At 60.9% G+C, this 19924-nt stretch carries 24 protein-coding genes; 14 read left to right on the forward strand and 10 right to left on the reverse strand.

Annotation, left to right across the window (positions count from 1 at the left end; all coding sequences use genetic code 11):
- Positions 1-114: 114 nt before the first annotated feature.
- From EIC84_RS11170 to EIC84_RS11185, 4 genes are read right to left on the reverse strand one after another with little or no spacing between them, the layout of a single operon-like run.
- Positions 115-1302, reverse strand: coding sequence for a VWA domain-containing protein (locus EIC84_RS11170; RefSeq protein ID WP_003071236.1), 1188 nt, complete (start codon positions 1300-1302; stop codon positions 115-117).
- Positions 1303-1320: 18 nt separating this feature from the next.
- Positions 1321-1923 carry a GNAT family N-acetyltransferase gene (locus EIC84_RS11175; protein ID WP_003071238.1) on the reverse strand — a complete coding sequence of 201 codons (603 nt, stop codon included), beginning with the start codon at positions 1921-1923 and terminating at the stop codon, positions 1321-1323.
- 11 nt (positions 1924-1934) lie between these two features.
- The gene (locus EIC84_RS11180) at positions 1935-2156 is read right to left on the reverse strand and encodes a hypothetical protein (protein ID WP_003071240.1); all 222 of its coding nucleotides are present in this window, start codon (positions 2154-2156) and stop codon (positions 1935-1937) included.
- Between the two features lie 30 nt (positions 2157-2186).
- Entirely contained in the window at positions 2187-3029 is an 843-nt protein-coding gene (locus EIC84_RS11185) for a MoxR family ATPase (RefSeq protein ID WP_003071243.1), read from the reverse strand.
- A 116-nt stretch (positions 3030-3145) separates the two neighbouring features.
- Between EIC84_RS11185 and EIC84_RS11190 the strand changes: the two genes are divergently transcribed.
- On the forward strand, positions 3146-3808 hold the full coding sequence (locus EIC84_RS11190; protein ID WP_034363567.1) for a cytochrome c: 663 nt from the start codon (positions 3146-3148) through the stop codon (positions 3806-3808).
- Positions 3809-3963: 155 nt separating this feature from the next.
- Here EIC84_RS11190 and EIC84_RS11195 read toward each other — a convergent pair whose 3' ends face one another.
- Both EIC84_RS11195 and kefC read right to left on the reverse strand, forming a co-directional pair.
- Positions 3964-4416, reverse strand: coding sequence for a DUF1841 family protein (locus EIC84_RS11195; protein ID WP_034353992.1), 453 nt, complete (start codon positions 4414-4416; stop codon positions 3964-3966).
- A 16-nt stretch (positions 4417-4432) separates the two neighbouring features.
- Positions 4433-6325: a glutathione-regulated potassium-efflux system protein KefC gene (gene kefC, locus EIC84_RS11200; protein WP_003071254.1), complete on the reverse strand. Its 1893-nt coding sequence runs from the start codon at positions 6323-6325 to the stop codon at positions 4433-4435.
- A 204-nt stretch (positions 6326-6529) separates the two neighbouring features.
- Between kefC and EIC84_RS11205 the strand changes: the two genes are divergently transcribed.
- Positions 6530-7162, forward strand: a complete 633-nt coding sequence (locus EIC84_RS11205; protein ID WP_003071257.1) for a LysE family transporter — start codon at positions 6530-6532, stop codon at positions 7160-7162.
- A 132-nt stretch (positions 7163-7294) separates the two neighbouring features.
- Positions 7295-7759, forward strand: a complete 465-nt coding sequence (locus EIC84_RS11210) for a MaoC family dehydratase (RefSeq protein WP_003071260.1) — start codon at positions 7295-7297, stop codon at positions 7757-7759.
- 103 nt (positions 7760-7862) lie between these two features.
- Here EIC84_RS11210 and EIC84_RS11215 read toward each other — a convergent pair whose 3' ends face one another.
- From EIC84_RS11215 to EIC84_RS11225, 3 genes are all read right to left on the reverse strand, one after another.
- A complete protein-coding gene (locus EIC84_RS11215) occupies positions 7863-8237 on the reverse strand; it encodes a DUF4148 domain-containing protein (RefSeq protein WP_003071263.1) in 375 nt (124 codons plus the stop codon).
- Between the two features lie 87 nt (positions 8238-8324).
- Entirely contained in the window at positions 8325-8819 is a 495-nt protein-coding gene (trmL, locus tag EIC84_RS11220; protein WP_003071265.1) for a tRNA (uridine(34)/cytosine(34)/5-carboxymethylaminomethyluridine(34)-2'-O)-methyltransferase TrmL, read from the reverse strand.
- Positions 8820-8889: 70 nt separating this feature from the next.
- Positions 8890-9630: a ComF family protein gene (locus tag EIC84_RS11225; protein ID WP_034363610.1), complete on the reverse strand. Its 741-nt coding sequence runs from the start codon at positions 9628-9630 to the stop codon at positions 8890-8892.
- Positions 9631-9716: 86 nt separating this feature from the next.
- Here EIC84_RS11225 and EIC84_RS11230 point away from each other — a divergent pair, with 86 nt between their 5' ends.
- The 7 genes from EIC84_RS11230 to EIC84_RS11255 all read left to right on the forward strand — a co-directional run bounded on the left by EIC84_RS11230 (position 9717) and on the right by EIC84_RS11255 (position 16392).
- Positions 9717-10625, forward strand: coding sequence for a class I SAM-dependent methyltransferase (locus EIC84_RS11230; RefSeq protein ID WP_041744309.1), 909 nt, complete (start codon positions 9717-9719; stop codon positions 10623-10625).
- Positions 10626-11205: 580 nt separating this feature from the next.
- A complete protein-coding gene (gene coxB, locus EIC84_RS11235) occupies positions 11206-12780 on the forward strand; it encodes a cytochrome c oxidase subunit II (RefSeq protein ID WP_034363573.1) in 1575 nt (524 codons plus the stop codon).
- A 34-nt stretch (positions 12781-12814) separates the two neighbouring features.
- Positions 12815-14458: a cytochrome c oxidase subunit I gene (gene ctaD / locus EIC84_RS11240; RefSeq protein WP_003071270.1), complete on the forward strand. Its 1644-nt coding sequence runs from the start codon at positions 12815-12817 to the stop codon at positions 14456-14458.
- A 10-nt stretch (positions 14459-14468) separates the two neighbouring features.
- Positions 14469-14579, forward strand: coding sequence for a cytochrome oxidase small assembly protein (locus EIC84_RS26325; RefSeq protein WP_003071272.1), 111 nt, complete (start codon positions 14469-14471; stop codon positions 14577-14579).
- Positions 14580-14613: 34 nt separating this feature from the next.
- Positions 14614-15228 carry a cytochrome c oxidase assembly protein gene (locus EIC84_RS11245; protein ID WP_034353987.1) on the forward strand — a complete coding sequence of 205 codons (615 nt, stop codon included), beginning with the start codon at positions 14614-14616 and terminating at the stop codon, positions 15226-15228.
- Positions 15225-15422, forward strand: coding sequence for a DUF2970 domain-containing protein (locus tag EIC84_RS11250; protein WP_003071276.1), 198 nt, complete (start codon positions 15225-15227; stop codon positions 15420-15422). The genes EIC84_RS11245 and EIC84_RS11250 overlap by 4 nt, the downstream gene beginning before the upstream one ends.
- An 88-nt stretch (positions 15423-15510) precedes the next feature.
- Positions 15511-16392 carry a cytochrome c oxidase subunit 3 gene (locus tag EIC84_RS11255; protein ID WP_003071278.1) on the forward strand — a complete coding sequence of 294 codons (882 nt, stop codon included), beginning with the start codon at positions 15511-15513 and terminating at the stop codon, positions 16390-16392.
- Between the two features lie 131 nt (positions 16393-16523).
- On the opposite strand, the gene EIC84_RS11260 is transcribed toward EIC84_RS11255, so the two are convergent.
- Positions 16524-16766: a twin transmembrane helix small protein gene (locus tag EIC84_RS11260; protein ID WP_003071283.1), complete on the reverse strand. Its 243-nt coding sequence runs from the start codon at positions 16764-16766 to the stop codon at positions 16524-16526.
- 14 nt (positions 16767-16780) lie between these two features.
- Here EIC84_RS11260 and EIC84_RS11265 point away from each other — a divergent pair, with 14 nt between their 5' ends.
- The 4 genes from EIC84_RS11265 (at position 16781) to EIC84_RS11280 (ending at position 19898) form a co-directional block, all read left to right on the forward strand.
- Positions 16781-17593, forward strand: coding sequence for an SURF1 family protein (locus EIC84_RS11265; RefSeq protein WP_003071285.1), 813 nt, complete (start codon positions 16781-16783; stop codon positions 17591-17593).
- The gene (locus EIC84_RS11270; protein WP_003071287.1) at positions 17529-18278 is read left to right on the forward strand and encodes a hypothetical protein; all 750 of its coding nucleotides are present in this window, start codon (positions 17529-17531) and stop codon (positions 18276-18278) included. The genes EIC84_RS11265 and EIC84_RS11270 overlap by 65 nt, the downstream gene beginning before the upstream one ends.
- Before the next feature lie 75 nt (positions 18279-18353).
- The gene (gene cyoE / locus EIC84_RS11275) at positions 18354-19277 is read left to right on the forward strand and encodes a heme o synthase (protein WP_003071289.1); all 924 of its coding nucleotides are present in this window, start codon (positions 18354-18356) and stop codon (positions 19275-19277) included.
- 6 nt (positions 19278-19283) lie between these two features.
- Positions 19284-19898, forward strand: coding sequence for an SCO family protein (locus tag EIC84_RS11280; RefSeq protein WP_034363575.1), 615 nt, complete (start codon positions 19284-19286; stop codon positions 19896-19898).
- The last annotated feature ends 26 nt before the right edge of the window (positions 19899-19924 follow it).

A 19924-nucleotide genomic window follows, 5' to 3' on the forward strand; every position in this document is an offset into this window, starting at 1 on the left:
GCTTCTTTGTCTTTGGGGGAAAGCAGGCTGCAGCCGCTGAGGAGCAAGGCGGCTCCCAAAAGCAAAGCCGGCCTCAAGGCCGGCTTTTTCAAGGGCAAGGTCTGGGGCATGCCCCTATTTTGACAGCATGCGCATGGCGTCTTCCAAGCCTTTGAGCGACAAAGGGTACATGCGGTCCCCCATCAACTGCTGGATGATGCTGATGCTCTGGCGGTACTGCCATACGCCCTGAGGTTCGGGGTTGATCCAGGCAAAGTGCGGGAAGGCGTTCGTCAGGCGCTGCAGCCACTCGGCACCGGGTTCCTCGTTCATGTACTCGACCGAGCCGCCGGGCTGCAGGATTTCATAGGGGCTCATGGTCGCATCGCCGACAAAGATCAGCTTGTAGTCCTTGTTGTACTTGCGAATGATGTCCCAGGTCGGGAATTTCTCGGCAAAACGGCGGCGGTTGTTCTTCCACATGAAGTCGTAGACACAGTTGTGGAAGTAATAGAACTCCAGATGCTTGAGTTCGCTCTTCACGGCCGAGAAAAGCTCCTCCACGCGCTGGATATGCTCGTCCATGGTGCCGCCCACGTCCATGAGCAGCAGCACTTTCACATTGTTATGCCGCTCGGGAATCATCTTGATGTCGAGATAACCCGCATTGGCTGCCGTGGAGCGGATGGTGTCCGGCAGATCCAGTTCCAGTTCGCTGCCCTGGCGCGCAAACTTGCGCAGGCGGCGCAGCGCGACCTTGATATTGCGCGTGCCCAGTTCCTGGGTATCGTCATAGTCGCGGTAGGCTCGCTGCTCCCAGACCTTGACGGCACTCTTGTTGCGGCCCGGCCCGCCAATGCGTATGCCAGCCGGGTTGTAGCCGCCGTGGCCGAAGGGGCTGGTGCCGCCCGTCCCTATCCATTTGTTACCGCCCTCGTGGCGCTCCTTTTGCTCCTCCAGGCGCTTCTTGAGCGTCTCCATCAGCTCGTCCCAGCCCATGGCTTCGATCTTGGCCTTGTCCTCGGGGCTGAGCTCGCGCTCCAGAAGCTTTTGCAACCAGTCCTGCGGAATTTCCTTGGTCAAGTCGGCCAGCATCTCAACCCCCTTGAAATAGGCGGAAAAAGCGCGGTCGTACTTGTCGTAGTGCTTCTCGTCCTTGACCAGAATGGTTCGGCCCAGGTGATAGAAATCGTCCAGGCTCCAGCGATCCTCGCTCTTGGGGCCGATGATGCCCGCGTCCAGTGCCTCCAGCAGGGCCAGAAACTCCTTGACCGACACAGGCAGTTTGGCGGCACGCAGGGTGTAGAAGAAGTCGATCAGCATGAAAAATGTCTCCAGCGCTTATGTAGCGGGTGCATGCTGCTCCAGAAGATAGAGCAGTTGTGCACGGGCTTCAGGCCATTCGCCGCTGCGCATGCTGTACATCACGGTGTCGCGAATCGTGCCGTCGCGGCGCAGCGCATGGCCGCGAATCACGCCATCTTTCTTGGCACCTAGGCGCTCGATGGCGCGCTGGCTGGCGAAGTTGAAGTTGTCCGTGCGCCAGCCCACCACATGGCAGCCCAGCGTACCGAAGGCATGGGCCAGCAGCAGCAGCTTGGCCGAAGTGTTGACATGAGTGCGCTGCACGCTTTTGGCATACCAGGTGTAGCCAATCTCCACACGGCGAATGGCCGGCACGATGTCGTGATAACTGGTCGTGCCCAGCACCTTGCCGCTGGCATCGTCGAGCACGGCGAACGCAAAGCGGTGGCCCTGGTCGCGGCCCAGCAGCGCGGCCTCGATATAGCTGCGCACCTCGCCAGGCTCGGGCACGGAAGTCACTCGAATCTTCCACAGCTCTCCATCGGCAGCGGCCGCTGCCAGTCCAGGCTCATGGCTCAGATCCAGCGGCTCCAGTCGCACACCGCGGTCGCGCAAGGTCACAGGTTCTACAAAAGTCATGGCTTGCTCACTCAAAGTGGATTGCGCTTGCTGCGCCAGAGTCGGGCCAGCTTGAGCCCCAGGCCTCCGCCCAGCCCCACCATGGCAATGGCGGCAATGCTGCCCGCACCATAGCCCTGGGCAAACAGGTCAAGGCCCAGCACATGGGACAGGCCCCAGCCCAGCAGGGCGCCGCCCACAAAGCCGATGGCGTCGGAGCCGCCTTCCAGCAGCAGTTGTTGTGCGGTGCTCATGGGCTGTGTCTCCTCGGTTCTTAAGGACGGTTAGCGGTTGCGCTGATTCATGAAGACCAGCTTTTCAAACAGGCTCATATCCTGTTCGTTCTTGAGCAGCGCGCCAACCAGGGGAGGTACGCTGACCTTGCCTTCCTCGGATTGCAGGGCCGATGCAGGAATTTCCTCGGCGACCAGCAGCTTGAGCCAGTCGATCAGCTCGCTGGTCGAAGGCTTTTTCTTGAGGCCGGGCAGATTGCGCACATCGTAGAAGACCTTCATGGCGGCATTCAGCAACTCACCCTGCAGCTTGGGAAAATGCACGTTCACGATCTGGCGCATGGTGTCGGCATCGGGGAACTTGATGTAGTGGAAGAAGCAGCGGCGCAAAAATGCGTCAGGCAGCTCTTTTTCGTTGTTCGAGGTGATGAACACCAGGGGGCGGTGTTTGGCGCGGATCATCTCGTGCGTCTCGTAGCAATAGAACTCCATGCGATCGATTTCGCGCAGCAAGTCGTTGGGGAACTCGATGTCAGCCTTGTCGATCTCGTCGATCAGCAGGGCCACGGGGCGCTCCGCCGTGAAGGCCTGCCAGAGCACGCCCTTGACGATGTAGTTGTGAATGTCCTTGACGCGCTCGTCTCCCAGCTGCGAATCGCGCAGGCGGCTCACGGCGTCGTACTCATACAGGCCTTGCTGGGCTTTGGTGGTGGACTTGATATGCCACTGCAACAGCGGCATGTCCAGCGCCTGGGCCACTTCCTCGGCCAGCATGGTCTTGCCCGTGCCGGGCTCGCCCTTGATGAGCAGAGGGCGCTGCAGGGTAGCGGCAGCGTTGACGGCCAGCATCAGATCTTGCGTGGCCACGTATTTGTCGGAACCTTGAAACTTCATGGGCGGTATCAGCGTAAGTATTGATAAGCGTGCGAAATTCTCACTGCCATAATCGTTTGCACTGCAGCAAGGCATTTGAGCACCCGTCTGAACTCTTGAAGGATTGTGCGCGCAAAATGATAAAAACTTGGACCACGGTATTGGCAGTAGTTGTCGCATCAGTGACCGGCGCGGCAAACGCCCAGGCTGTCAAGGGCGATGCAAAGGCTGGCGAAGGCAAGATCGCCATGTGCATAGGCTGTCATGGCATCACCGGTTATCAGGCCAGCTTCCCTGAGGTTTACAAGGTGCCGATGATCGGCGGGCAGAACGAGGCCTATATCGTCTCGGCCCTGAATGCCTATAAGAAAGGCGAACGAAAACACCCCACCATGCGTGGCATTGCCGACTCGCTGAGCGAGCAGGACATGGCCGATGTGGCGGCCTTCTATGCAGGTCATGGCAAGGCCAAGGACGGCAAGGCCAAGGAGGCGAACCCTGCTGTCACGGCGCTGCTGCAAAAAGGCGCCTGCTTCTCCTGTCACGGTGAAGGCTTTTCAAAGCCGATTGACCCGTCCTATCCCAAGGTGGCAGGGCAGTATTCGGACTATGTTTTCCGCGCCTTGCAGTCATATAAAACCGATGGCAATCCGCTCATCGGGCGCAGCAATGGCGTGATGGCCGGCATTGCCAAGCAGTTCAAGAACGACGAGCTGCAGCAGCTCGCCAAGTACATCGGTAGCCTGGACAGCGAGATGCAGGTGGTGGCGCAGCCGCACTTCCGCTTGGGCCAGAAATAGACCTTGTTTCAGAAAAAGCAAAAGCCCGTGAAGACGGGCTTTTGCTTTTTCTCAACGGGATGCAGCTCAGGGGGCCGGTCCCCAGGGCTTGGGGGGCAGAGCTGGAGCCATCCTGCCGCGAGTGTGTCATCTCCCACCGGAGGCTGCGCAGCGCATCAGGGGGTACTTTTAAAACTGCCGTCGGTGGTGGCCAGACGCTGCACTCCGGCGACATAGGCTTCGCCATCGGGCGGGCGTCCCGAGCGCTGGCTTTCCCAGAGCATCTGGCCCAGGCATTCCATGGCGGCGTGATGGGCGTCATGCAGATCACGCTTCTTGGCCAGCAACTCAACCGCCTGGCGGATGCCGCGTGGCGAGTCCACGCTGCACTGCTCGCTGATGGACAGATGCATGGACAGATGCAGAAACGGGTTGGTGCGCTCGGGCTCTGAGTCATAGTTGCGCGCCACGGCGGCATCCATGTCGGAGAGCTCATCGAAATACTCGGGGTGCTCGTCTATCCACAGGCTGGCCAGTGTCTCGATGGCCTCCATGGGCGCGCCGCTGATCATCTTGGCGCGCACACCGCAAAAAAATCGCCTTACGTCGGCTTGACTGGGGTTGAACATGATGGCGCGCAGCGTATCACGGCTGTCGGGCATCAGCCGGACTGTGGTCTTGCTCGCTGGCCTGGGGCGTATCCTCTGCCTCGGCGTTGCCAGCCAGGAGATCGGCACGTTCCTTGGCCATTTGCTCCACCAGTTGCTGGCGGCCCTGCTTGGCCACCGCAATCAGCTGGTTCTTGTCCTTGTAATGCGGGTACATGCGCTCGGCCAGTGCCAGATTGTGCTCTCTGAAGCGTGCCGTGATGCGTTTGGCCTCGGCCGGACTCTGACCTAACAGCTCCAGCACCGACTGGGCCGAGATCAGGCTGGACTCGAACACTTCACGCTGGGCATGCTCCACACCCAGGTCGCGCAGTTGGAACCAGTGATTGAGATCCCGGGTGCGGGCCACGATCTCCAGGTTGGGGAAATGCTTGCGTACCTGGCTGGCTATCTTGAGGGACTGCTCGGGAGTGTCGACGGCAATCACCAGCACATGAGCCTTGGCTGCGCCTGCAATGCGCAGCAGATCCATGCGAGTGGCATCGCCGTAAAACACCCGGTGGCCATAGATCTGCGCGGCCTCCAGCATTTCCACGCTATGGTCCAGGATGGTCGGGCGTATGCCCTGGGCCAGCAACACGCGAGCCACGATCTGGCCGTAGCGGCCGAAGCCGGCAATGATGATGGGCGAGTCCTGAGGCTCGGAGATCTCTTTGGCCTTGTCGGAGCCGCATTCCTCATCCTTGATGGTGGAAAAGCGGCGCAGCAGCAGTTTGTCCAGCAGCACCAGCAGCAGCGGGCCCAGCAGCATGGACAGCGCCACCGCTGCGACCAGCATGGACGAGACGCTGTGGCGAAACACCTTGTACTGCGCGGCTGTCTGGAACACCACAAAGGCGAATTCCCCGCCTTGTGCCAGCATCAGCGTGAACACCGGGCGTTCGCGCCAGGGAATCTGCATGAATTTGGCCAAGCCGAAGATCATCACTGCCTTCAGTGCAATAAAGCCCGTCACCATGGCGGCCATGGCCCAGGGAGACTGGAGGATGACGCCAAAGTCAATGCTCATGCCCACGGCCATGAAGAACAGGCCCAGCAGCAGCCCTTTGAACGGCTCGATATTGGTTTCCAGCTCGCTGCGGTATTCGCTGTCGGCCAGCAGCACGCCGGCCAGGAAGGCGCCCAGCGCCATGGACAGGCCCACCTGTGTCATCAGCATGGCAATGCCTACGACCAACAACAAGGAAGTGGCGGTGAATATCTCGGGGGTCTTGCTGCGCGCAATCCAGCGCAGCAGCGGTTGCAGCAGTAATCGGCCTCCGATGATGACGGCGCCAATCGTACCCACGGTCTTGAGAATGGCCAGCCAGACATGGCTGTCGCCGTGGCTGGCATGAGCGGCCTTGTAAGCGCCGAGAATCGGAATCAGCGCCAGGATGGGGATGGCCGCCACGTCCTGGAACAACAGGATGGAGAAAGCGGCCTGTCCGCTGGGAGTACGCATCAGATTGCGCTCGGCCATGATCTGCAGGCAGACAGCGGTGGACGACAGGGCTAGGCCCATGCCCGCAATCAGGCTGACGCGCCAGGACAGACCAAAGGCCCATGCGGCCAGAAACAGAATGCCGGTGCAGACCGCCATTTGTGCCATGCCCCAGCCGAAGATCGGTCGCCGCAGCTCCCAGAGGCGCTTGGGCTGCAGCTCAAGTCCGATCACGAACAGCATCAGCACCACGCCAAATTCGGCAAAGTGCAGGATGTCGTCCACATTGCGCACCAGACCAAAACCCCAGGGGCCCATGGCAATGCCGGCGCCCAGGTAGCCGATGATGGCTCCCAGGCCCAGGGCTCTGGCGATGGGGACGGCTAGAACTGCCGCCGTAAGATAGATGAAGCCGTAAGTCAGCCAGATGGGAGAGCCGTGTTCCATGGGAATGTTATGTGGTGTTAACCCTAGAGAGATTCCATTTTGGCACCCGCAGTCAGGCGTCAGATTTTTGACAGAAAGAAAAATGGGACGAATGATTACCTGCTGCTTATAGCGCCTGGTCAACCATGCGTCTGCAAGTTGACCGCGCAACTTTTAAGATAAGCGCTTTGTGACTGGCGCTTTAGATCGGCGTTTGGAGTGAGTATGGATCTGCACACCTGGTTTGCTTTTTTTGTGGCCTCCTGGATCATTGCGGTCTCGCCGGGCTCGGGGGCCGTGCTGTCCATGAGTCATGGTCTGTCCTACGGCGTGCGCAAGACCAGCGCCACCATCATGGGTCTGCAGCTCGGGTTGCTGCTCATCTTGCTGATAGCCGGGGCCGGCGTGGGCTCGCTGCTCATGGCATCCGAATGGGCCTTCAATGCCGTCAAGATCGTGGGCGCCGGCTATCTCATCTATCTGGGCATCAGCCAGTGGCGCTCCGGTGGCTCGCCGCTGGCAACGCAAGAGGCCGTGCCCGAGGCCAGTCTCAAAAAGCGCGTACTGACGGGCTTTTTGACCAATGCCACCAATCCCAAGGGCATCATCTTCATGGTGGCGGTGCTGCCCCAGTTCATGACCACCAGCCGTCCTCTGGCCCCTCAACTGGCGATTCTGGCCGTGACCATGCTGGCCGTGGATACCACGGTGATGCACAGCTATGCCGCAGGCGCCAGCGCCTTGCGCGGCCTGATGCGCAGCGCACGCGCCATGCGCAACCAGAACCGCGTGTTCGGCGGCCTGCTGATGGCGGTGGGCACGGGGCTGTTCTTTGTGCAGCGCTCCGGTGAAGCCTGATCCGCTTTAAAAAACATAGCTGCAAGCGTATGAATAGATTGAGCCAGCGGCATATTTGATCGAATAATCTAGGGTAAGCCCCTTGTCCCGCGTCAGACATGGCGCAGGGCAGGGGGCTTCTACATTGGGGGCATGAAAACCTTTCGCTCCTACTCCGAAGTGCTGGCCTCGATTGGGCAGGAAGTCGCCGTCAGCGACTGGATCACCATCACACAGGCCCAGATTCAAATGTTTGCCGATGCCACGGGCGATCAGCAATGGATTCATACCGATCCCGAGCGCGCAGCCCAGGGGCCGTTCGGCGCACCGATTGCCCATGGCTTTCTCACGCTGTCCCTGCTGCCTCAGTTTTTCGAAGGCACTTTCAAGATCGAAGGCGCCAAGATGGGAGTGAACTACGGGCTCAACCGTGTGCGCTTCATGGCCCCGGTTCCCGTCAACAGCCGCTTGCGGGCCCGCATGACATTGCAGGCGGCGGAGCGCATCGAGCCGGCCGGCATCCAGATGACCTGGCTGGTGACGGTGGAGCGCGAGGGCAGCGACAAGCCTGTGTGCGTGGCCGAGTCGCTGGCGCGCAGCTTTGGTGCTGCGGCCTGATTCGCGGCGTAATTTTCAAGCCATGAAAAAAGCCCCTTGGCATCGGCCTTGGGGCTTTGTTATTGAGCAGCACCTTGCACAGCAGGGTGCTGCGCAGAAGCCGTCATTCGCCATAGTTGTCCAGCAAACCGGCCTTGCCAGCGGCAATGGTTTCCTGGCGCACTTGCTCACGGCTGAGGTTGCTGGATTGCTGTTGCTGGGACAGAGGCAGATAGGCATCGCCAACGGGCTGCAGCTGACCCCTGGCCATGGCGTCCTGCACCTGGGCCTTGACCTGGGCACGGGTCAGGGTGGACTGTGATGCAACTTCGGGAGGGTAGTGATCGCCGGTGAAGTCAAAGCCTGCGGCCTGTGCAGCGGCGGCGGACATGGCCAGGGTGGCAACGATGGCGAGGCGGTTGGCGTATTTCATGATTCGTCCTTTGGGTACATCGGGCCTGCAGTCCTGACGGATATCGTCGGTCGGCTGCAAGTCCATGAGTCGTACTTTAGGACGATCTAATTGCGAGAAAAACCCCTTGTTTCGCAACTTATTGTTCTGAAAATAGAGACAATAAGCGGGAACTTAAAGAGCCGTCTTGGGCTCTGCAAGGGCAGCACCCGCGAAGCCCTGCTGACGCCAGGCTTCGAACACCGTTACGGCCACGGCATTGGATAGGTTCAGGCTGCGCTGAGATGCCAGCATGGGCAGGCGCAGTCGCTGCTCGTTGGGGAACTGGGCGCGCACCTCGGGTGGCAGGCCCTTGCTTTCAGAGCCAAAGACCAGCCAGTCGCCAGCTTTGAATTCCATGGCATGCGCCGGGCTGCTGCTATGCGTGGTCATGGCGAACATACGCTCGCGCTGCGGCTGACAGGTTTCGAGGAGGGCGTCCCAACTGGCGTGGCGGGCTACATTGGCGTACTCGTGATAGTCCAGTCCGGCGCGGCGCATATGCCGGTCTTCCATGGAAAAGCCCAGCGGCTCGATCAGATGCAGGCTGCAACCCGTATTGGCGGCCAGACGGATGACATTGCCCGTGTTGGGAGGGATCTCGGGCGCCACAAGAACGATATGAAACATGGGGCGCTATTGTGCAGCCCGGCTTTGACCCACGCTGCCGCCTTCGCAGTTCCAGACTGGCGAATATGGGTCAAGGCGTGCGTGCCAGCACGACGGCGCTGACCGATGCCGCGCCGGCCGACAGCAGGCAGCCTGCCAGTGCATCCAGCGTGGCACCGGTGGTCATCACGTCGTCGAGCAGCAAAATCTCCCGCCCTTTCACCAGAGCCTGTCGAGCCGGGGCGAGGCTGAAAATGCCGCGCAGCTGGCGCAGTCTTTGTTCCCGGCTGGAGGCATGTTGGGGCAGCTCCAGGTGTTGGCGTTGCACAGCCTCGCTCAGCAAGGGCAAAGGCCTGTCGTATTGCTCAGAGAGGGAGCGTGCCAGCAGCAGGCTGTGGTCAAAGCCGCGCTCGCGCACGCGCTGTGCGGAGGCCGGCATGGGCAGCAAGGCATCGCAGGCCCGTAACTGCTCCCTGACTTCGGGGTGACCGGCCATCAGCCTGCCCAGACTGCGCACCAACCCCAGGTCGGCCTGAAATTTGTAGCGTGTGATGAGGTTTTGCCATGGGTAGGCATAGTCCAGCGCGGCGGTGCAGCGCTTGAGTCGGGGTGGTTGCTTGAGGCAGTTGCCGCAGAGGCTGACCAGAGCCGGCAGCGGCAGGGCACAGCTGTGGCAGCGGTGCTTGTGCTGGGCCCAGCGTGCATGGCAGTCGCGGCAGATACGCGGCCCCGGCCAGCGTCCACAGATTGCGCACTGGCTGGGCAAGGCATCCAGCCAACGCTGCTGCTGGCGGCGCAGGTGTGAAAGCCATGTCACATGAAGGTCGGGCATGGAATCAATATACTCGCGCCGCATTGATCTTTACTCCGGCAGTTGGTGAGCGGCTCGCTCGACTCTCTGCCTGCTTCTGTCCGCCCATGTCCCACGTCCTGCCTCCAACAATTGATTCTGCAGCTGCAAACCATTGGCAAATGGCCGCTCCGGCCGAATCCCCCTGGTTGCACGAAGAGGTGGCCAGTCGCATGCAGCAGCGCCTGGACTGGATCGTGAAGCCGCCTGAGCAATGGTGTCACTGGGAGCCGGTTCGCGGCGGCATGCAGGCTCACCAACTGCTGCGCGAGCGCTATCCGCAGGCCGAATGCACGATCTATGAACCCGTAGCCCGCCGCGAGGCCGTGGCCCAGGACAAGCTCGGCAGCCGCTGGTGGCAGCTTTCGCGCTGGAAGGGGGCTGCCGTGCAGATGGGGGCGCCCGCAGATGCCAGCATGGACATGCTCTGGGCCAATATGCTGCTGCATACGGCAGCCGATCCGCAGACCCTGATCGAGCGCTGGCACAAGGCACTCAAGGTCGACGGCTATGTCATGTTCTCCTGCCTCGGGCCGGATACGGTGCAGCAGCTGCATCGGCTCTACGCCGAACTGGGCTGGGGGCCGGCAGGTCATACGTTTACCGATATGCATGACTGGGGCGACATGCTGGTGCATTCCGGCTTTGCCGAGCCGGTGATGGATATGGAGCGCATCACCCTGACCTTTGCCACGCCGCAGCGTCTGTTGCAGGAACTGCGCGAACTGGGCCGCAATCTGCACCCCGGGCGTTTTGCCGGTCTGCGCGGCCGTGGCTGGAAGGCCGGGCTGCTGCAGAAAATGGCGGAGCGCTGGGCCGACAAGCAGCCCGATGGACAGCTCTCGCTGACCTTCGAGATCGTTTATGGCCACGCCTACAAACCGCAGCCCAAACTGCGTCTGGAAGCCAACAGCGCCGTGTCGCTGGAAGACATGAAGGCCATGCTCAAGCAGCCCCGCAACACGGGTTTGCGATAGCACATCTGTCGTTTTCCGGTCATTGATTCGACACAAAGCTGCCTACAATTTCCCCTAGTTATTTCATGGATAGCAGCAATCCTTTGGGCTTCTCTCCTGCCTGAAGGAAACCAGACAGTGCGGCCCAAGCCGCCAGGGGAGATATCGGGTGTTTCGCTTTGCCAAGGGGACTGGCCAGCGGGTTCGACAGCGGCCGGTTTTCGCATTTCATCATCACCACAAGCCAGCCTTTTGCTGCGCTGACGCATCCCTGTGCCCGGCGGTTGTCGCGGTGCAGGGACGTCCCATCTTCTTCCCTTCTGTCTTGGCTGCCAGGCCAGTTTCAGCCATCTCCGGCACTTGCCGTGAGATGCGCTTGCCAGTACGAGTTTCAAGTCCGGTCAGGCCTGCCTACGCAAGGTCGATTGGCATGGGTTTCCGGTACATGCATTAGTGAATGCGCGCAGACAGTGCTATCAAATTCTGGGGCATGCTGCGTTGAAGTTCGCGAGGTAGTGTGAGTGTCACAGCCTTCTGGCCGGCAGCGGCACGAAGCGGTGTGAGCGAGTGGACAACTGAGGCTTAGAGGTAAGTGAAAACGATGAAAAACATTTCCACCAAGCTGGTTCCCTGGAGTTTGGCCTTGGCGGCGTGGGGTAGTTCCATGGCCTATGCGGCGCAGGATCTGCCGGGAGGCCCTGCCGTCAACCAGCTCAATCTGCATCCGCCTGTGACACGCATTGCCGTGGAGCAGCACTGGCTGCACTGGATGATGCTCATCATCTGCACGGTGATCTTTATCGCGGTGTTCGGGGTGATGTTCTACTCCATCTGGAAGCACCGCAAATCCCAGGGTGCCAAGGCTGCGAACTTTCATGAATCGGTCAAGGTGGAGGTGGCCTGGACGGTTGCTCCCTTCATCATCGTGATTCTGATGGCGCTGCCCGCCACCAAGGTGCTGGTGGCACAGAAGGACACGACCAATGCCGACCTCACGATCAAGGCCACCGGCTATCAGTGGAAATGGGGTTATGACTATCTGAGCGGCGAGGGCGAAGGCCTGGGCTTTGTTTCCACGCTGGACAATGCCCAGCGCCAGATGTCCAACAGCGGCGATGTGAGCAATGCGCCCAACGATTACCTGCTCAGGGTCGACAACCCACTGGTCGTGCCGGTGGGCAAGAAGGTGCGCATCATCACCACGGCCAACGATGTGATCCACTCCTTCATGGTGCCGGCCTTTGGCATCAAGCAGGATGCGATTCCGGGCTTCGTGCGCGATACCTGGTTCAAGGCCGAGAAGACCGGCGATTACTACGGCCAGTGTGCCGAGTTGTGCGGCAAGGAGCATGCCTACATGCCCATCCATGTGAAGGTGCTGTCTGCCGAAGCCTACACCGCCTGGGTGGCCGGAGAGAAGAAGAAGCTGGCCGCCAAGGCCGATGATCCGAACAAGGTCTGGGTGCTGGCCGATCTGGTGGCACGTGGCGAAAAAGTCTATGCCGCCAACTGCGCTGCCTGCCACCAGGCCAATGGCAAGGGAGCCGGTCCCATCAAGCCGCTGGACGGCAGTTCCGTGGTCCTGGGCCCCACGGCCGACATGATGCACGCCGTGCTCGAAGGTCGCGCCAACGGTGCCATGCCGGCCTGGAAGCAGCTGAGCGACACCGAACTGGCCGCAGTGGTGACCTTTGCCAAGAACCATTGGAGCAACCAGACCGGCCAGCTGGTGCAGCCCGCTCAGTTCGTGGCTGCGCGTGGCGGCAAGTTTCCTGAAGGCGGAGGCAGTGCTGCACCCGCAGCTCCTGCTGCTGACTCCGCCGCCCCTGCGCAAGGCGCAGCCGCTGAGGCCAGCGACGCCGGCCCTTATCAAGTCTTTTTCGAGACCGGCAAGAGCGTGCTGGACGACAAGGCCCAGGCTGCGGTGAAGAAGGCGGCCGAGTACTGGAGTGCCCACAAGGACGGCAAGATTGCTCTGTCGGGCTTTGTGGACTCCACCGGCAACGCCGACAAGAACGCGGAGCTGGCCAAGGAGCGAGCCAAGGCCGTGGCCAAGCTGCTGGAGGACAGCGGCATTGCCGGTGACCGCATCGAGCTGCGCAAGCCCGAAACCATCACGGCTGCGGCAGGCGCGGACCAGCAGGCACGCCGTGTTGACATCACGGCCGCGAAGTAAGCCCCGGGTATAGAGACCGATTGGAGAAAAGAATATGAGCGCCGTAGTTCCTCCCGTCCACACCCATGAGGGCCATGGTCACGACCATGGGCACGACGACCATCACCACGCCATGCCCTCGGGCTGGCGCCGCTGGCTGTTTGCCACCAACCACAAGGACATCGGCACGATGTACCTGCTGTTCTCCTTCACCATGCTGATGGTGGGAGGCATTCTGGCCATGCTGATCCGTGCCGAGCTGTTCGAGCCCGGCCTGCAGATCGTCAACCCCGAGCTGTTCAACCAGCTCACCACCATGCACGGCCTGATCATGGTGTTCGGCGCCATCATGCCGGCCTTCGTGGGCTTCGCGAACTGGATGCTGCCGCTGCAGATCGGTGCGTCCGACATGGCGTTTGCGCGCATGAACAACTTCAGCTTCTGGCTGCTGATTCCTGCCGGCATCATGCTGGTGGGCTCGTTCTTCATGCCCGGCGGTGCGCCGGCGGCCGGCTGGACCCTGTATGCCCCGCTGACGCTGCAGATGGGTCCGTCCATGGACACCAGCATCTTTGCCATGCACATCATGGGTGCCAGCTCCATCATGGGCGCGATCAACATCATCGTCACCATCCTGAACATGCGCGCGCCCGGCATGACGCTGATGAAGATGCCGCTGTTTGCCTGGACCTGGCTGATCACCGCCTACCTGCTGATCGCCGTGATGCCCGTGCTGGCCGGCGCCATCACCATGACGCTGACCGACCGCCACTTCGGCACCAGCTTCTTCAATCCTGCGGGCGGCGGCGATCCGGTGATGTACCAGCACATCTTCTGGTTCTTCGGTCACCCCGAGGTCTACATCATGATCTTGCCGGCCTTCGGCATCGTCAGCCAGATCGTGCCCGCCTTCAGCCGCAAGAAGCTGTTTGGCTACACTTCCATGGTCTATGCCGTGGCGGCGATTGCCATCCTGTCCTTCATCGTCTGGGCCCACCATATGTTCACCACGGGCATGCCGGTCACGGGTCAGCTGTTCTTCATGTACGCGACCATGCTGATCTCCGTGCCCACGGCCGTGAAGGTGTTCAACTGGACGGCCACCATGTGGCGCGGCTCCATGAGCTTTGAAACCCCGATGCTGTTCGCGGTGGGCTTCATCTTCGTGTTCACCATGGGGGGCTTCACGGGACTGATACTGTCCATGGCGCCCATCGATATCCAGCTGCAGGACACCTATTACGTGGTGGCCCACTTCCACTATGTGCTGGTGGCCGGTTCGCTGTTCTCCATGTTTGCAGGCTATTACTACTGGTCGCCCAAGTGGACGGGCGTGATGTATTCCGAGACGCGTGGCCGCATCCATTTCTGGGGCTCGCTGATCTTCTTCAACATCACCTTCTTCCCCATGCACTTCCTGGGTCTGGCTGGCATGCCGCGTCGCTATGCCGACTACCCCATGCAGTTCGCCGACTTCAACATGATTGCCTCCATCGGCGGCTTTGGCTTCGGTCTGATGCAGGTGTACTTCTTCCTGTTCGTCGTCTGGCCCGCCATGCGCGGCCATGGCGAGAAGGCACCGCAAAAACCCTGGGAAGCGGCCGAGGGTCTGGAATGGGAAGTGCCTTCTCCGGCGCCGTTCCACACCTTCGAGACGCCTCCCAAGCTCGATGAAACCGCGACGAAGGTGATAGCCTGAGGAGGCGCGTATGACGACCCAGGAGCAACGCAAGAACAACCTGAGGCTGGGGCTGATCCTGGCCTCCACGGCTGTCGTGTTCTTTATCGGATTTGTGGTGAAGATGGCCTGGCTGCATTGAAGCAGCCCGATGGCAACGAGTGGAGGAGCTTGAGGTGAGCATAGCCAAGGAAAACGCGAAGATGGTGGGCAAGCTGGCGATCGTTGCCCTGGGCATGTTTGCGTTTGGCTATGTGCTCATTCCCATCTACAAGCATATCTGCGAGCTGACGGGCATCAACATCCTGTCGCTGTCCGAAAAGCAGGTGCCCGGCGCCGGCGTGGCGGGCCGCGACGTGAAGCTTCCGCCCAACAGCCAGATCGACACCAGCCGCACCATCACCGTGGAGTTCGATGCCAATGCTCGCGGTCCCTGGGACTTCAAGCCGGCCATGCGTTCGGTGCAGGTTCACCCCGGCGAGCTGGCCACGGTGATGTATGAGTTCCAGAACGTGCAGAACCGGCGCATGGCCGCCCAGGCCATCCCCAGCTATGCACCGCGCCAGGCCACGGCCTTCTTCAACAAGCTGGAGTGCTTCTGCTTTTCGCAGTACACGCTGGAGCCCGGCGAGAAGCGTGAGTGGCCGGTGGCCTTCGTCATCGATCCGCGCATCTCCAAGGATGTGAAGACCATCACGCTGTCCTACACCTTCTTCGAGGTGGGCGGCAAGACCCCCGCAGCGCCCGATGCCAGCACGGCGGCAGTCGTCACGCCCGGAGGCAGTTCATGACTCAGGACGTCAAGAAGACCGGATTCTGGCGCAGCATCGTGGCCGTCGCGTGGGCCATGCTGGGCGTGCGCAAGGGTAAGGAGTACGAAAAGGATTTCGCCAGCATCACGCCGCTGCATGTGATTGCCGTGGGGCTGGTAGCGATTTTTGCCTTGGTATTAGCGTTGATATGGATCGTCAACCTGGTCGTTTAGCCTTGGCCGAAACAGGTGTGGCGAATGCAGTGCAAGTGATAGTGGAGCGTCGGTCAAAACAACGATCAACAGAGTCAGGAGCCGAGTGATGAGTGCAACCCCGCAGGGCGCAACCCCTTACTACTATGTGCCAGCCGAATCCAGCCATCCCGTGATGGCGGCCATCGGTCTGTTCTTTGTGATTCTGGGCGCAGGCACCTGGATCAATGGTCACGAATGGGGAATGTATTCCCTGTTCGTCGGTCTGGTCTGGTGGCTGGCCGTGCTGTTCGTCTGGTTCCGCGATGCAGCGCGCGAAAGCGAGGCCGGGCTCAACAGCCGCAAGATCGATCTGTCCTACCGCTGGAGCATGAGCTGGTTCATCTTCTCGGAGGTGATGTTCTTCGGCGCCTTCTTCACTGCGCTGTGGTGGGCTCGCGCGCACTCGGTGCCGGCGCTGGGCAGCCTGGCCAACGAGCTGCTGTGGCCCAACTTTCAGTCCGTGTGGCCCAGCGTTGCCCCCGGTGCCACGGCGTCGCCCGCGAATATTGTCGAGCCTTTCAAGACCGTGGGCCCGTTCTGGCTGCCCACCATCAACACGGCGCTGCTGCTGAGCTCGGGCGTGACGCTGACCATCGCCCACCATGCGCTGCAGGTCAACAACCGCGCGCGCTGCATCAGCTTCATGTGGATGACGGTGATTCTGGGTTTCGTCTTCCTCTGCGTGCAGGGCTACGAATACCACCATCTCTACAACGACTACAACCTCAAGCTCAACTCGGGCGTTTTCGGCTCCACCTTCTACATGCTGACGGGCTTTCACGGCTTCCACGTGCTGGTGGGCATGCTGATGCTGTTCTTCATCACCATACGCCTGATGAAGGGGGACTTTACCGACAAGCACCACTTCGGCTTTGAGGGGGCTGCCTGGTACTGGCACTTTGTGGACGTGGTCTGGGTCTTTCTCTACATCCTCGTGTACTGGATGTAAGACATTCAAAAATAGAAGCGTCTTGCGCATGACCAACATCAGTTTCAGCATTAAACAATGCTGAATTCGATGAGTGGAAGGCGCAAGGCGCTTTTGTTTTAGGAGCGTTATCCTGCGCGACTCAAAGTGGTCTATTGCCCGGGCTGCCAGCCCGTGGGCTGTATCCATCCCAGCTTGGCCGCCATCAGAACGCAGAGAAACAGCGCAACCGACAAAGCCACACGCAGGGCCAGGGCGCGAAACATCTTGCGGCTGCGCTCGGCGTCGTCGGCCTCCGAGCTTTCGCTGTCGTCGCCCCTGCGCATCATGAAGAACAGCGCACTGCCGAGACTCGCCAAAATGGCGAGAAAGGCGAGAATGATCACGAATTTCATGAACGGATTATCTGGTGCGCATTTCCCGATTTCCAGACCTCTGGCGGTTTCTACTGATTTCTGCGGCGGCCTTGATCTGCGTGGCCGCCACAGCATCGCTGGGCTTTTGGCAACTGGGCCGGGCAGCGCAGAAGCAGGCCATCTTTGATGCCATCACGCGCCAACAGGTGCTGGAGCCCTGGCATAACGCACAACTGGCAGCAGAAGTGCCGCTGGCATCCGAATCCATCGGCCAAGCGCAACAGGCGACGCTGCTGCATCGACCCGTGCAACTGCAGGGCCAGTGGCTGGCCGAGCAGACCGTGTTTCTGGACAACCGGCAGATGCAGGGTCGAGCCGGCTTCTATGTGCTCACGCCTTTCAGACTGAGTGCGCCTCACGGGCACAGGGTCGTCGTCGTGCAGCGTGGCTGGGCACCACGCAACTTCATGGACCGCGCGCTCCTGCCCGAGGTGCAGACGCCTGCAGGCCTGGTCAGCATCGAGGGCAGGCTGGAGGCACCGCCGTCCAGGCTGATGGAGCTGGAAGCGGCCCATGGCGGGGCAGACCCTGATGAGCAAAAGTCGCGCATCCGACAGAATGCAGACATTGCCCTGTGGGCGCAGCAAAGCGGCTTGCCGCTGCTGGCGCTGAGCGTGGTGCAAAGCGGCAGCGCCAGCGAAGGCTTGCTGCGCGACTGGCCGCAGATCAATGCCGGTGTGCAAAAGCACTACGGCTATGCTTTTCAGTGGTTCGGACTCAGTGTCTTGGTGGTGTTGCTCTATGTCTGGTTTCAACTCGTCCGACGCTTTTACCCCGGCCGCCGCGCAGCGCAGCCCGAGGGATGAACCGCTGAGCTTTGCGGTCCACGGCCTGCCCGATCCCGCACAAAGCCGCACACAGCAGGAGCAGCTGGCGCGCAGCGGTCGCTGGAAGATGCTGGCCGTGCTGCTGGTCTGTGCGGCCCCGGTGCTGGCCTCCTACTTCACCTACTACGTGTTGCGTCCTTCGCAGCAGCGCAGCTATGGTGAGCTGATTGCCGAGCAGCCCGGTCTGCCCGAGGTACAGGCCAATACGCTGGACGGACGCAGCGTAAATCTGAGCAGCCTCAAGGGCCAGTGGTTGCTGCTCAGCACCAGTGCCGGGGACTGCGGGCAACGCTGTCAGGATCATCTCTATCTGCAGCGCCAGCTGCGTGAAACCCTGGGCCGTGAAAAAGACCGGCTGGACTGGGTCTGGCTCATCAGCGACCAGCAGCCTGTGCCTGAAAAAATCCTGCCGGCTGTCGAGCAAGCCATAACGGTACGTGTGCCCGCTGCAGTCATCGGCAACTGGCTCAAGCCCGAGGTCGGGCATGCACTGGACGAGCATCTGTATGTGGTCGATCCGCAGGGTCATTGGATGATGCGCTTTCCAGCAAGCATGGATAAAGCCACGGCCGGCAAGGCCAGGCGCGATCTGGAGCGGCTGCTGCGCGCCTCTGCCTCATGGGACGAGGCCGGGCGGGCTACGGTCGATGCAGCACAGAAATAGGTGTTGAAACCGGCTTTAGCCTGCTTTCGCAAGGCACTGCCAGCCATCTGAATCACAGTCAGCGAGGAGGGCCGCATGCAGGCAGAAATCTCGGATTTGAACGGCGCTGTTCCGGCTGCAGGAGCGGCTGCTTCGCGCTGGGTGCAGTACTACGCGCTGACCAAGCCCAAGGTGGTGCAGCTCATCGTCTTTTGCGCCTTCATCGGCATGGTGCTGGCCGTGCCGGGCGTTCCCGGCTGGCAGGATTGGGGCCGCATGCTGGCGGCCTGCGCGGGCATCTGGCTGGTTGCGGCAGCGGCAGCGGCCTTCAACTGCCTGGTCGAGCGCAGCATCGATGCGCGCATGAAGCGCACGGCCTGGCGGCCCACGGCGCGCGGCGAGCTCTCGCATTCCCAGGCCCTGCTGTTTTCGGCCTTGCTGTGCGCAGCAGGTTCCGCCATCTTGCTGCTGGCCGTGAATGCGCTCACGCTATGGCTGACGCTGGCCACCTTCATCGGCTACGCCGTGATCTACACGCTGGTGCTCAAACCCCTGACGCCGCAGAACATCGTCATCGGCGGGGCATCGGGTGCCATGCCGCCCGTTCTGGGCTGGGCGGCGATGACGGGGCAGGTTGGGCATGAAGCCCTGCTGCTTTTTCTCATCATCTTTCTCTGGACGCCGCCGCATTTCTGGGCGCTGGCGCTGTACCGAGTGGAGGATTACCGCCGCGCCGGTCTGCCCATGCTGCCGGTCACGCATGGCAATGCCTTCACGCGGCTGCAGGTGTTTCTCTATACCCTGGTGCTGTTTGCCGGCTGTCTGCTGCCTTTTGTGGTGGGCATGAGTGGCTATCTCTACCTTTTTGCCGCAGTGATTCTGGGGTTGGGCTTTTGCGGTTATGGTTGGGCACTGCTGCGCAACTACTCGGATGCGCTGGCACGCAAGACCTTCCGCTTTTCCCTGATCCATCTGAGCCTGCTGTTTGCTGCGCTGCTGGTGGATCACTACCTAGCCTGATCGACCATGGATAAACGAGCTGCGCTGCGCGTACTCGGCGCTTTAGGCGCCGCAACACTGGCCGGTGCGGCCACATTGACATTGACTGGCTGCAAGGACGATAGCAAGCCCAAGTTTCAGGGCGTGGATGTGACGGGCGCAGACTACGCCAAGGACATTCCGCTCACCGATGTCCACGGAAAAAAGCGCAGCCTCAAGGACTTCTCGGGCAAGGTGGTGGCCGTGTTCTTCGGTTACACCCAGTGTCCTGATGTCTGCCCCACCACGCTGCAGGAGTTGCTTGAAGTCAAGCAGGCGCTGGGCACCGATGGCGACAAGCTGCAGGCCGTGTTTGTGTCTCTGGATCCCGAGCGTGATACGCCTGAGGTGCTCAAGGCCTATCTGGCCAACTTCGACGAGAGCTTTGTAGGGCTCAGCGGTACGGCCGACGAGATTGCTGCCGTGGCCAAGGATTTCAAGATTTTCTTCAAGAAGGTGCCAGGCAAGGTTGACGGAACTTACACCCTCGATCATTCGGCCGGTACCTATCTTTTCGATCCCCAGGGCCGGTTGCGCGTGTACGAGCGCTACGGCGCGGGGCCGCAGTTGCTGACTCAGGACGTGAAGGCACTGCTGGGCTGAAGCTGTCGCGACCAGCAGCATTGGTC

The organism is Comamonas sp. A23 (genome assembly GCF_004522605.1).
In the GTDB taxonomy this organism is placed as follows: Bacteria; Pseudomonadota; Gammaproteobacteria; order Burkholderiales; family Burkholderiaceae_C; genus Comamonas; species Comamonas thiooxydans.